General features: G+C 74.5%; 10 protein-coding genes. 7 read left to right on the plus strand and 3 right to left on the minus strand.

Annotated features, from left to right (window positions below; translation table 11 throughout):
* The first annotated feature begins 228 nt into the window (after positions 1–228).
* The 4 genes from JXZ78_RS22250 to JXZ78_RS22265 all read left to right on the plus strand — a co-directional run bounded on the left by JXZ78_RS22250 (position 229) and on the right by JXZ78_RS22265 (position 6840).
* Positions 229–1509 carry an ATP-grasp domain-containing protein gene (locus JXZ78_RS22250; RefSeq protein ID WP_208870131.1) on the plus strand — a complete coding sequence of 427 codons (1281 nt, stop codon included), beginning with the start codon at positions 229–231 and terminating at the stop codon, positions 1507–1509.
* Positions 1510–1655: 146 nt separating this feature from the next.
* Positions 1656–3566: an IucA/IucC family protein gene (locus tag JXZ78_RS22255; protein WP_050502331.1), complete on the plus strand. Its 1911-nt coding sequence runs from the start codon at positions 1656–1658 to the stop codon at positions 3564–3566.
* A 179-nt stretch (positions 3567–3745) separates the two neighbouring features.
* Positions 3746–5551 (plus strand): IucA/IucC family protein, encoded by a 1806-nt coding sequence (locus tag JXZ78_RS22260; RefSeq protein WP_078624149.1) that lies wholly within the window; start codon positions 3746–3748, stop codon positions 5549–5551.
* Positions 5548–6840 (plus strand): type III PLP-dependent enzyme, encoded by a 1293-nt coding sequence (locus tag JXZ78_RS22265; RefSeq protein WP_030019498.1) that lies wholly within the window; start codon positions 5548–5550, stop codon positions 6838–6840. The genes JXZ78_RS22260 and JXZ78_RS22265 overlap by 4 nt, the downstream gene beginning before the upstream one ends.
* Here JXZ78_RS22265 and JXZ78_RS22270 read toward each other — a convergent pair.
* Positions 6747–7715 (minus strand): GNAT family N-acetyltransferase, encoded by a 969-nt coding sequence (locus JXZ78_RS22270; RefSeq protein ID WP_050502332.1) that lies wholly within the window; start codon positions 7713–7715, stop codon positions 6747–6749. The two genes, JXZ78_RS22265 and JXZ78_RS22270, sit on opposite strands and share 94 nt — an antisense overlap.
* Before the next feature lie 205 nt (positions 7716–7920).
* Here JXZ78_RS22270 and JXZ78_RS22275 point away from each other — a divergent pair, with 205 nt between their 5' ends.
* Together JXZ78_RS22275 and JXZ78_RS22280 are read left to right on the plus strand one after the other, a co-directional pair.
* Positions 7921–8319, plus strand: a complete 399-nt coding sequence (locus JXZ78_RS22275; RefSeq protein ID WP_050502333.1) for a GntR family transcriptional regulator — start codon at positions 7921–7923, stop codon at positions 8317–8319.
* On the plus strand, positions 8316–8744 hold the full coding sequence (locus JXZ78_RS22280; protein ID WP_030019501.1) for a VOC family protein: 429 nt from the start codon (positions 8316–8318) through the stop codon (positions 8742–8744). Before JXZ78_RS22275 ends, JXZ78_RS22280 begins: the two co-directional genes overlap by 4 nt.
* 42 nt (positions 8745–8786) lie before the next feature.
* Here the strand turns inward: JXZ78_RS22280 and JXZ78_RS22285 are convergent, their stop codons facing one another.
* Positions 8787–9143: a hypothetical protein gene (locus JXZ78_RS22285; protein ID WP_063726060.1), complete on the minus strand. Its 357-nt coding sequence runs from the start codon at positions 9141–9143 to the stop codon at positions 8787–8789.
* 196 nt (positions 9144–9339) lie between these two features.
* Positions 9340–10452, minus strand: coding sequence for a DUF5925 domain-containing protein (locus tag JXZ78_RS22290; protein WP_033037454.1), 1113 nt, complete (start codon positions 10450–10452; stop codon positions 9340–9342).
* A gap of 296 nt (positions 10453–10748) precedes the next feature.
* Here JXZ78_RS22290 and JXZ78_RS22295 point away from each other — a divergent pair, with 296 nt between their 5' ends.
* On the plus strand, positions 10749–12047 hold the full coding sequence (locus JXZ78_RS22295) for a glycoside hydrolase family protein (RefSeq protein WP_050502335.1): 1299 nt from the start codon (positions 10749–10751) through the stop codon (positions 12045–12047).
* Positions 12048–12050 lie beyond the last annotated feature (3 nt).

The following is a 12050-nucleotide window of genomic DNA, read 5'->3' on the forward strand; positions in this document are numbered from 1 at the left end:
TTTATGGCCCTCTTAAGAAAGAGCTGAGGAGGGATTAAGTCCGGGGGTCTCCGGGGCCGGGGCGAGGGGGCGCGAGGGCGCGAAAAGGGGTGGGGAGGGGTGGGGAGGCGTGGAGAAGGGGCGCGAAAAGGGGCGGGGAGGCCTGGGGAAAGGGCGGCGAAAGGGGCGACACGACGGCGGACGGCACGAGTTGACAAAGTTAGGTATGCCTAACCTAATCTTGCGCAGGTGAACGAGGCCGCAACCCCGAACGACGCCTGCGCGGGCCTGATCCTCCTGGCCCGCAACCCCACCGACTCCGTCACCGAAGGCTTCCTGCCGGCCGCGGCCCGGCTCGGCCTCGCCGTGACGCTGCTGACCGACCAGCCGGACGCCCACCATGAGGCGTACGAGCGGTACGCGCGCGAACGGAACGGGGGCGGGCCGTCGGCGGGAGCGCTGCCCGGCAGGCTGGAGATCGTACCGTGCGACGTGCAGGACTTCCGCGCCGTGATCGCGCGAACCGCCGCACGTGCGGCGAGGGTTGGGGCACCCGCCGCGATCTTCACCAACAGTGACCACCTCCAGACCCAGGCCGCCCTGGCCGCCGACTACTTCGGGCTCCCCGGCAAGGACTGGCGGGCAGCGCTCCGCACGAAGAACAAGGCCGAACTGCGGCGCGGCCTGGCCGCCGCCGGACTGGACACCGTCCGATCCGCCGAACTGGCGCCGGGCGATGCCCTGGCCGGGCACGGCATCCCGTACCCCTGCGTGCTCAAACCACGCGAAGGGGTCGCCGGCGAGGACGTCTTCCTGGTGGCGGACGACGCGGAACTGGCCGCGCGGTGCCGCGAGATCCGGGTACGGCGGCCCGGCGCCGCGCTGGTCCTGGAGGAGTACCTGGACGGCCCGCTGCACACCCTGGAAACCCTCGGCGACGGGCACGTACTGCACCCGCTGGCCTCCTTCCGTACGGACATCTCGCCGCCCCCGCACTTCATCGAGGAGCGGCTGACCCTGCTCCCCGAGCCGCCCGGCCCCTGCACCGGGCAGGTACTGGAGCAATTACGCGCGCTCGGCGTCGGATTCGGCGCCTGCCACACCGAGTACGTGGACCAGGGCGGCCGGGCCCGGATCGTCGAGGTCAACTACCGCGCCATCGGCGACCGGTGCGACCTCGCCCTCGCCGACGCCCTGGACCTCCCGCTCTTCGAACTGATCCTCCGTACGCACCTGGGGGAGCCGCTGCCGGACACCCTGACCGTGCGGCGCGGCACACGGGTGCGCATGGAGTACGTGTGCGCCGACCGGGACGGGACGCTGAAGGCCGCGCCGGAGGCGCACGTACAGGAGGCGGACGGCGTCCGCCTCGACTACCGGCCCTTACGTGAGACGGGCGAGCGGCACCCGCTGTACCGCACCAACCGGGACTTCCTCGGGGTGCTGCGGGCGACCGGCCGCGACGAAGGGCGCATCGACGCGGCCGTACGGGAGTTCCTGGCCGCACACTGTTGGGAGATCGTGCCGTGACGGCGGTGGCGGGAGACGGCGTACCGGACACACTGCGGGGGGCGACGGAAAGGGGTGCTCCGGAGGACGAGGGTCCAGAGGACGGGACTCCGGAGGGCGGAACTCCGGAGGGCGGGGCTCCGGACAGCGGAGCGGAAGAGGACCTGATGCGACGCGTGCTGAGCACGCTGCTGCGCGAGGACGCGTACGGGCTGCGCCGCCGCGCCGGCACGGTCCGCCGCCCGGACGGTGACTGGCTGCGGCTGGCCCTCCCGGACGGGCCGGTCCTGGTCCCGGTCGAGGCCGACGGCTTCCAGTGCGAGACCGCCGCCCGCAGGGCGGAGCTGAAGCGCGCCGACGGTACGCGGGCGACCGGGGTGGACGGCATCATGGGCGTACTGCGCACCGCAGTGCCGCCCGAGGACCGGCCGGGCTTCGACGCCTTCACCGGCGAGTGCCACCAGGCGCTGGCTGTCGCCCGGATGCAGGCCGCCGCGCGCGCGGCGGTGATCGCCCGCCTCGGCCCGCACGCGGGCGGCGGCGCGTACGGCGGGAACAACGGGGCGGCGGCTACGGCCGGCCTGGCCGCCGGGGTCCGCGGCGCGGGGGCCCGTGCGTACGGAGCGGAACGCGGCGCGGCGGCCGGCGCGTACGACGGCGACCGCGCCTGGTGCGGCCCCGGCGGCGCCCTCGACTACGACACGCTCGCCGCGTACCGCGACCACCCCGTCTACCCCACCGGCCGGGCCCGCCTCGGCCTGGACGAGGCCCAGATCCGCGGTTACGCACCGGAGTTCGCCCCCGGCTTCGCGCTGCGCTGGCTGGCCCTCCCGCGCGAGGCCGTCAACGGCGACCAGGCGGCGCTGCCCGCCTGGTGGCCCGCCCCGGGTGACCTGGGCCTGCCCCGGCTGGACGGCAGCCACCTCGCCCTGCCCGTCCACCCGCTCACCGCCGCAGGACCGCTGGCCGAAGCGCTGCGCGCCCGCGGCCTCGAAGACGGCGCGCGGCTCGCCGACCGCGCCTGGCTGCGGGTACGGCCCACCCTGTCGATGCGGACCGTCGCCGTCACCGACGACCCGTACACCCACCTCAAACTTCCGCTCGCCACCGCCACCCTGGGCCGCCTCAACCGGCGCGGCATGAAACCCGGCACGCTCGTGGACGGCGCGGTGGGCCAGCGGCTGCTGGAGACCGTCGTCGACCGGCACCCGCGCTTCGCCGAGACCGTGCTGCTCGCCGACGAGACCACCCACCTGGACGCCGGACACGACCTGCTCGCCACTCTGGTGCGCCGCTTCCCGAAGGGCAGCGGCGGCACGGCGGCGGTGTGCGGCAGCGCCGACGGGCTGAAGGGAGCGCGGAGCCTGCGCGGGCTGCGCGGGTCCAGCGGGCTGCGCGGCGCCCGGGTCGTGCCGCTGGCCGCGCTCGCCGCCCGGATGCCGGACGGCTCACTCGTCGCCGACGACCTCGCCCGCCGCTTCTACGGCGGCGACCTGCTCGCCCTCCTCGACGCCTACCTGACGCTCCTGCTGGACTGGCACACCACCCTCTTCGCGTACGGCATCGCGCTGGAGTCGCACCAGCAGAACACCTCCCTCGTCCTGGACGAGGTGGCCGGACGCCCGCGCCTGCGCCTGCTGCTCAAGGACAACGACGGGCCGCGGGTGAACACCGTACGGCTGGCCGCCGTCCTGGGCGGGGACGCCGCCGACCTGTGCGGATTCGACGACCGGCGCATCCTGGTGGGCGGCGACGCCCCGGTGGCCGACGTCTTCGCCACCATCACCGTCCACCTGTGCGCCGGGGCCCTCGCCTTCGAACTGGCCCGGCTCGGCCGCGCGCCGCTGCCGGTCCTGCTCGGGCAGCTCAGAGCGCGGCTCACGGAGGCCGTCGACCGGCTGGAGGCCGCCCCCGGAGCCGCCGCCGCCGTCCTGCGCCACCGCGTCCTGGACGCCGACCGGCTGCCGGTCAAAGCCATGGTCACGGCCGGCAGTCTGCTGTCGAAACGCCGGTCGGGGGCGTCGGACGTCAACAAGTTCTACGTCACCGGGCCGAACTACCTGGCGCCGGGCCGGTGACCGCTTCGCCGGTTCCGTGCCGCCCGGCGTGACGCCCCTCCGGGCCCGCTGACGCGTTCCGGGCCCACAAGGGCCCGAGGGCCCCGGAGCCCCAGCCCCCCCCCACCGTCCCCCCACCGTGGCCGGGCCCACGCCCTCCTCCCAGGTTTCCGCTCACCACCCCTGTTGGAGTCCCCGCAATGCCCCTCGCCCCCTCCCGCACCACCGGCACGGACGACCGCACGGTCCCGCTCACGGCCGACGAACCCGTGGCCCACACCCTCCTGAACTGCCTGCTGCGCGAGATCTGCGGCCCGGAACGGCAGGCCACCGTGGCCGGTACGCACCTGCTGCTCCGGCTGCCGCGCTGCGGCGAACTGCTGCGGGTCCGCCTGCGCCGTGTCTCGCTCACCGGGGCGCACCGCTTCACCGGCCCGGCCGGACGGTGGGGCGACGGCGGCTGGCACGAACTGGGCTGGGAGGAACTGGCCGCGTGCGCACAGCGGGAGCTGGAGCTGCGGACGGGCGTACGGAACGAGGAATTCCGGGCGCAGGTCGCGTCGAGCCACGCGGGCGTCGCCGCCGCCCTGGACCACGCCGCCGCCGGCCGGGCGGACAGCCGGGACACCGGTCCGCACGCCCGCTACCTGCGCTCCGAACAGTCGCTGCTGTTCGGCCACCGCTTCCACCCGACGCCCAAGTCCCGCACCGGCAGCGCCGCCGACTGGGCCCGCTACGCCCCCGAGGCCGGAGCCCGCTTCCCCCTGCGCCACCTGGCCGTACGCGCCGACCGGGTACGCGAGGAAGCCGCCGCCCCCGCGGCCCTGACCGCGCTGGACCGGCAGGGCGAGGTGCCCGACGGCTACCGGCTGCTGCCCGCGCACCCCTGGCAGTACGCCATGCTCCGCGCGCACCCCGCCCTGCGGGACGCCGTACGGCGCGGTGACGTGCTGGACCTGGGGGAGCGCGGCGACGCCTTCGCGCCCACCGCGTCCGTCCGCACGCTCTACGACGGCCGGAACTTCCTCAAGTTCAGCCTCAACACCCGCATCACCAACTGCGTACGCAAGAACGCCGACTACGAACTGCGCGGCGCCGTCGCCCTCACCCGCCACCTGGAACCCGTCGCCACCGCCCTCACCGTCCGCTTCCCCGGCTGCGGCCTGCTGCGGGAGCCCGGCTACCGCACCGTGGACGTGGGCGACCGGGAACTGGCCGAAGGGCTCGGCGTGATCGTCCGGGAGGGGCTGGACGCGCGGCTGCGGCCCGGCGTCACCCCGCTGCTGGCCGCCGCCGTCGCCGACGAACACCCGTCGAGCGACGCCCAGTTCGGCGAGCTGCTGCGCGGCGCCGACCCGGTGGCGGCGCTGGGCTGGTGGGACGCGTACCTCTCGCTGCTCGTACCGCCCGTGCTGGCCGCCTACTTCGACCACGGCGTGGTCCTCGAACCGCACCTCCAGAACGTCGTCGTCGGCGTCGACGCCCTCGGCATGCCCGTCCAGGCACTCTTCCGCGACCTGGAGGGCACCAAGCTGCTGCCCGGCCGGCACACCGCGTTCCTCGACAGCCTGCCGCAGGACGTGGCCCGCCCCCTCGTCTACACACCGCAGCGCGGCTGGGACCGGGTCGTCTACTGCCTGCTGGTCAACCACCTCGCCGAGATGGCCGCCGCCGTCACCGACCTGCACCCGGGGCTGGAGGGCGAACTGTGGCGCGCCGTACGCGGAGTGCTGCGCGAGCAGAGCGCCGCCCACGGCGAACCGGCCGAACTGCGCGCCCTGCTGGCCGGTGCGCCACTGCCCGCCAAGGCCAACCTGCTGACGCGCTGGGGGCGCGCGGCGGACCGGGAGGCGGAATACGTGCACATCACCTCGCCCGTCGGCCCCGGCAGAGCGCGCGGTACGGCGAGCGGTACGGTGTCCGACGGCCTGGCAGCGCCCCGCACGCGCGCCGCGTCCCGGGCCGCATCCCGCGCCGCCTTCCCCCGCCCCCGGAGCACCTCATGATCACCGAGCTGGCCGCGCGCCAGGTGGACCTCCTCACGGCCGGACACCCGGGCCCCGGCGGCGCCCTCGAAGGACCGCTGCCCGCCTATGTCTACGACCTGGCCGACCTGGACGCCCACGCGGCCTCTGTACGGGCCGCGCTGCCGCCCGCCGTCGAGCTGTACTACGCGGCCAAGGCCAACCCGGACCCGCGTCTGCTGCGGACCCTGGCCCCGTACACCGACGGCTGCGAGGTCTCCTCGGCGGGCGAAGCCGCCCATGTGCGCGCGGCCGTGCCCGCGCTGCCCCTGGCCTTCGGCGGACCGGGGAAGACCGAGGCGGAACTGCGCGCCGCCCTGGACCTGGGCGTCGAACGCTTCCACCTGGAGAGCGAGCACGAACTGCGGATGCTCTCCGCCCTTGCCGGGGAAGCCGGCCGGACCGCCGACGTGCTCCTCCGCGTCAACCTGCCGCTCGGCGCGGGCGTGACGGCAGGCGCCGCGCTCGCGATGGGCGGCCGGGCCACCCCCTTCGGCCTCGACCCGGCGCGCGCGGAACACTGCCTGCCGCTGCTCTGCGACGGACCGCTACGGCTGCGCGGCATCCATGCCCACCTGGCCAGCGGCCTGGAAGCGCCCGCCCAGCTCGCCCTCGCCGCCCGCATCACCGAATGGGCCCGGCACTTCGCCGCCCGGCACGGCCACTCCCTGTGCGAGGTCGGCCTCGGCGGCGGCATGGCCGTCGACTACACGCGCCCGGACACCCGCTTCGACTGGACGGCGTACGGCACCGGACTTGCCGAGCTGGCCGACCGCTACCCCGAGTTCACCCTGCGCATCGAGCCGGGCAGGGCGCTGACCGCCTACTGCGGCTGGTACGTGACCGAAGTCCTGGACGTCAAGCACAGCCACGGCGAAGCCTTCGCCCTACTGCGCGGCGGCACCCACCACCTGCGCACACCGGTCGCCAAGGGACACGACCACCCCTTCGTCGTCCTGCCCGTCGAGGAGTGGACCCGCCCTTGGCCGCGACCGGGCGCCCACGGGCAGGAGGTCACCCTCGCCGGGCAGTTGTGCACTCCCAAGGACGTACTGGCGCGCCGGGTCCCCGTCGCCCACCTGCGCGCCGGCGACCGGATCGCCTTCGCACTGGCCGGCGCGTACGCCTGGAACATCTCGCATCACGACTTCCTCATGCACCCGCCGCCGGCCTTCCACTACACGGGCGGCGGCGAACCGGCGGGCGAGTCCGTGGGGCGCGCGCGGCGCAGTTCGCGGACACAGTGCCACTCGGCGGCGAACGGGCGGTAGCCCAACGCGGCGTTGATGGCGAGCATCGGGGCGTTCTCGGCGTCGTTGGACGTGAACGCCTCCGTACAGCCGGCGTCCCGGGCCCGGCGCAGGGAGTCGGTCTTGGCGAGCCTGGCCAGTCCCCGGCCCCGGTGGGCGCGGCGGGTACCGGTCATCTGCGAGGCGTAGCGGCCCTGTCCGTCCGTGCCGGCCAGGCTGAACGACACGATCTCGCCGCCGACCGTCACCACCGTCGTCAGGTCCAGGTCGATGTCCGGCTGCTCCCAGGTGTGGACGATCCAGTCCTCGTACGTCATCGCGTCGACGGTCAGGTCGTCCGGCTCGTCCGCCGTGACCTCGGCGTCCACCACGAACAGCGGGCGGGGGTCGGCACCGAAGTCGGCGGCGGTGCGCAGCTCCGTACCGGGCGGCAGGCTCGCGGGCCGCGGCGGCAGGGCGGCGTGGGCGAGGCCGAGGCGGAGGTAGCGGGCCAGGCGCAGGCGGCGGTAGCCGCGCCGTTCGGCGAAGGTTAGCGAGCGGAGTTCGTCCTGCGGGTGGGCGTGCAGGTGGGTGACGCCGAGACCGGCCAGGTGGTCCTCCGCCGCGTCGAGCAGGGCGCGGCCCGCGCCCAGCCCGCGGTACCCGGGATCCACCAGCGGCGCGACGACACCCTGCCCGGCCGTGCTGCTGTCGTGCCGGACGCTCGCCTTCACCACGCCGACGACCCGGCCGCCGGCCTCGGCGACGAACACCCGCAGCCGCCGGGCGGCCGGCGCCTCGGCGACCTCCCAGGCGACGGACTGCGGGGTCGAGATCCCGTAGGGCAGCACCCGGCGCCGCACCTCGCTCACGTACCGGGCATCGGAGCGGTGGAAAGGCCGCACGGTGACAGTCATCCGCGGAACGGTACGCCCACCGCCCGGACGCCGCCTCCGAATTTCGCGGGGCGGCACCACCGCACGGCCGGGCCGGAACGGCCCTTGCCGGCGCGCGTTCACGGCACGACATGTGCGGCCCTGCGGACAGGGCGGGCGCCGCTGGCGCACAATGGGGGCGACCCACCCCTGCGTCTGTCGCAACCCCCGTACCAGGAGCGCCACCGTGGCCGTCCAGCAAGCGCCGCCCCTGCGGCTGACCATCGACCCGGACGCGGCGGACGCGCCGTTCGAGCAGGTCCGGGCCCAGATCGCCGGTCAGGCCCGGGCCGGCGGGCTGCCGGTCGGCCGCAAACTGCCCACCGTACGCGGCCTCGCCGAACAGCTCGGCCTGGCCGCCAACACCGTCGCCAAGGCCTACCGCGCCCTGGAGACGGACGGCGTGATCGAGACGCGCGGGCGCAACGGCACCTTCATCGCGGCGGCCGGCGAGGCGGCCGACAAGGAAGCGGCGGCGGCCGCCGCCTCCTACGCCCGGCGCGCCCGCCGCCTCGGCCTGGACCACGAGGCCGCCCGCACCGCCGTGACGGACGCCCTGCGCGCGACCTACGGAGACGACGCATGACCGCCTTCGCCCGCGTCCAGTGCACCGCCCTGGACTGCCCCGACCCGATGCGGCTCGCCCGCTTCTACGCGGAACTGCTCGGCGGTGAGATCAACCGCCGGACCCCTCTGTGGACCACCGACGACGACTGGGTCACCCTGCACACCGAAGGCGGCACGGTCCTCGCCTTCCAGCGCGCCCCCGAGCACCGCCCGCCCCGCTGGCCGGACCCGGAGCATCCCCAGCAGTCCCACCTGGACCTCGGCGTGGAGGACAGGGAAGCCGCGCACCGGCAGGTGCTCGACGCGGGCGGCACCCTGCTCGACGCCACCCACGGCGGCGGCCCGCACGGCTTCCAGGTCTACGCCGACCCGGCCGGGCACCCCTTCTGCCTCGTGTGGGAACGGCCCGGGGACCAGCAGTCGTACGAGCAGAGCACCGCATGACCGGACGGTAGGCGCTCGCCGTCGTCCCGTCCCCGCGTCGTTTCAGCGCAGCCAGGCGGGGTGGCCCTTGGGCCGGGGAAGGCCGGGGTACGGCGCCGGGTAGGCGACGCGCGTGACGATGTGGCAGTGGTTGCACCACCACAGGCAGCCGTCCGCGTCCACGTCGTCCCCTTCGCACGCCATGCAGGTGTCGCCCGCGATGCCGGCCGCCACGCCGCGATGGTTGCCGTTGGCCATCCGCCGCTCGTACGCCGTGCGTTCCGAGGTGTAGCAGTGCAGGCACAGCGCCTCGTCGAGGCCCGGCAGCTTCACCGTCTCCTGGCCGCACCGGCACATCAGCACGCCCACATGGCGCGGGTCCAGACCGACCGGTCCGCCGCGCGGCCTTCCTTGACTCATGCCGGAACCTTTCCCGTACCGGCGCATCCACCGCACCGCGTCGTCACCGGGCCACCGCCCCGCGTCCCCCATCGTCCTCTCCGCCGCGGGGCGCCGCTGGGCTTTGGGCAGATCGGCCGACGGCAGCGCAGCCGACGCCGGCGACCCCGCCGCCACAGACGCCCCACCGAAACAGACGCTCCGCCGCTACAGACCGCTACAGATAGAGCCCCGCGTCCGCACCCGGGTCCTGCGCCGGGACCGCGGCGGGACCGGTGCCGCGGCGCAGCGCGTACAGCTCCGCCAGGGTCGCCCCGTCCCGGCCGACGCCGTCCTCCTTGCCGAGCCAGCGCACCGCCTCGGCGCGGTTCAGCGGGCCCACCTCGATACGGGCCATGCAGCGGCCGGGCCGTACCACCGCGGGGTGCATCCGCTCCAGGTCCTCGTTGGTCGTCACCCCGACCAGGACGTTGCGGCCCTGGCCCAGCAGCCCGTCCGTCAGGTTCAGCAGCCGGGACAGCGCCTGCCCCGCCGTGTGCTTGGCCTCGCCGCGGATCAGTTCGTCGCAGTCCTCCAGCAGGAGCAGCCGCCAGCGCCCCTTGCCCGCCGCGTCGTCCTCGCCGATGGCGATGTCCATCAGGTAGCCGATGTCGTTGAAGAGGCGTTCCGGGTCCAGGACGCAGTCGACCTGGCACCAGTCGCGCCAGGAGCGGGCCAGGGTGCGCAGCGCGGAGGTCTTGCCCGTACCGGGCGGTCCGTGCAGCAACAGCAGCCGCCCGGAGATCTCCTCCGGTGCCACCTTCATCAGCCGGTCCAGCGCGTCGGCCACCGGCGCGGTGTAGTTGGGGCGGATCTCGTCCCACGTCCCGGCGGAGATCTGCCGGGACGTGCGGTGCGGGCCGCGCCGGGGGGAGAGGTACCAGAACCCCATCGAGACGTTCTCCGGCTGCGGCTCCGGCTCGTCCTCCGCGCCGTCGGCGGACTGGCCCAGCACCTTCTGGGCCAGCTCGTCGGTGGTGGCCGTGACGGTCACGTCCGCGCCGCGGTTCCACCGCGACACCAGCAGGGTGAAACCGTCGCCCTCGGCCAGGGTCGCGCTGCGGTCCTCGTCGCGGGCCGAGCGCAGCACCTTGGCACCGGGCGGCAGCAGCGTCAGGCCGGATTTGACCCGGTCCACCGAGCGGCTGCGCGCGTACGGCTGCTCGCCGTTGGCGAACCGCCCCAGGAACAGGGCGTCGACGACATCGGACGGCGAATCGCTGTCGTCCATGGTCAGACGGATCGGGAGGGACTCCTCGGCGGGGGACGGCTGGACGCGGTCGGCACACATGACCACCATGATCCGGCAACAGCGCCCGCCGCGTACACGGAATTTCCCCTGCCAACGGGTCTTTCTTCGAGAAGTCCGGCCGCAGGCGGACCGGCCCCCCGCACTTCCCGGGAAACCGGCCGTCCGGCCCGTGAAGCTGGCTAGGCTGGCCCGTTGTGGGACGTCATGGGGAACGTCACGGTGGGGGCCGGCACGGCGGTACGGGGGCGGCGCGGCCGCCGCACCCGGCGGGCGGGCCGGGCGACGGGCGGGGCCGCAGGTTTCGCAACCGGTCCCGGGCCACCGCCCTGCTCGCGATGGGCGTGGCGGTGCTGGCCATGGCGCTGGCGATGTGCGGTTTCCCGCCGGAGAACGGCAGCGGCGGCGGACGGGCCGCCGGGTCGCCCGGCGCGCAGGTCGGCTGGGGCTTCACGCACACCGAGTACAGCGCGGACCGCGGTGAGGAGCCGGCCACCGCCAGCGCCGACCGGCTGCTGTCCGCCGACCCGATGCCGCAGAACCAGCACGTCATGGGCTGGGGCGCGCAGAACCCCGAACCGAGCCCGGGGACGTACGACTTCAAGGAGCTGGACAGCCGCGTCGACCTGATCCGCCGGACCGGCGGCACGCCCGTACTGACGCTGTGCTGCGCCCCGGACTGGATGAAGGGCGGCACGGCGGGCGAGACGGACTGGAGCGAGCTGGAGAAGGCGCCGAGCCCGGAGCACTACGCGGACTTCGCCGCGCTGGCCGGCACGATCGCCCGCCGCTACCCGGACATCCGGCACTTCATCGTCTGGAACGAGCTGAAGGGCTTCTTCGACGAGGGCCGCAACCGCTGGGACCACGAGGGCTACACCCGTCTGTACAACATGGTCTACCGGGAGCTGAAGAAGGCCGACAAGGACAATTTGGTGGGCGGCCCGTACGCGGTCATGGACAGCTACGCGCCCGGCGACGACACCTACGCCTCCGACGTCAAGGGCCCGTGGGGCAGCCTGGACCGGCGCACCGTCGACGCCGTCGAGTACTGGAACGAGCACAAGGCGGGCGCGGACTTCGTCGTCGTGGACGGCTCCAGCTACACCAAGGACGACCGGTACGTGCCCGACGCGTTCACCGCCACCCGCAAGTTCGCCGACGTCGGGCGCTGGCTGCGGGAGACGACCGGCCTGCCGCTGTGGTGGGCGGAGTGGTACGTCGAGGTGGCCGACCGCAACGACGACCGCCGCGGCTGGAGCGAGCCGCGCCGTACCGCCACCCAGGCGAGCGCGCTGATCTCCATGGCCGAGGGCGGCGCCACCAGCGGCTTCTACTGGAACCCGCAGAACGAGGGCGCCGACTGCCCCGGCTGTCTGTGGCGCAGCACCGAACTCCGGGACGGCGGCAGCCGGCTGCCCATGATGGACCTGCTGTCCCGCTTCTCCCGCGCGTTCCCGCCCGGTACGTCCTACGAGCGGGTCGCCGTGGGCGGGGCCGGCCGCGCGGACGTCCGTGTGCTCGGCGACGACGAGGACGTCCTGGCCGTCAACACCCGCGACCGCCCCGTACGGGTGACGGTGGGTGGCAGACCCGTCACCCTGGACGCGTACGGGATCCAGTGGCTGAAGCGCTGACGC

The sequence above is a fragment of the Streptomyces monomycini genome (assembly GCF_022271435.1).
GTDB classification, from domain to species: domain Bacteria; phylum Actinomycetota; class Actinomycetes; order Streptomycetales; family Streptomycetaceae; genus Streptomyces; species Streptomyces monomycini.

Bases quoted from the DNA above. Each gene is read 5' to 3' on its own strand.
- JXZ78_RS22255 (WP_050502331.1), top strand. From the start codon at position 1,656: ATGCGACGCGTGCTGAGCACGCTGCTGCGCGAGGACGCGTACGGGCTG.
- JXZ78_RS22260 (WP_078624149.1), top strand. From the start codon at position 3,746: ATGCCCCTCGCCCCCTCCCGCACCACCGGCACGGACGACCGCACGGTC.
- JXZ78_RS22265 (WP_030019498.1), top strand. From the start codon at position 5,548: ATGATCACCGAGCTGGCCGCGCGCCAGGTGGACCTCCTCACGGCCGGA.
- JXZ78_RS22270 (WP_050502332.1), bottom strand. From the start codon at position 7,715: ATGACTGTCACCGTGCGGCCTTTCCACCGCTCCGATGCCCGGTACGTG.
- JXZ78_RS22280 (WP_030019501.1), top strand. From the start codon at position 8,316: ATGACCGCCTTCGCCCGCGTCCAGTGCACCGCCCTGGACTGCCCCGAC.
- JXZ78_RS22285 (WP_063726060.1), bottom strand. From the start codon at position 9,143: ATGAGTCAAGGAAGGCCGCGCGGCGGACCGGTCGGTCTGGACCCGCGC.
- JXZ78_RS22290 (WP_033037454.1), bottom strand. From the start codon at position 10,452: ATGTGTGCCGACCGCGTCCAGCCGTCCCCCGCCGAGGAGTCCCTCCCG.
- JXZ78_RS22295 (WP_050502335.1), top strand. From the start codon at position 10,749: ATGGGCGTGGCGGTGCTGGCCATGGCGCTGGCGATGTGCGGTTTCCCG.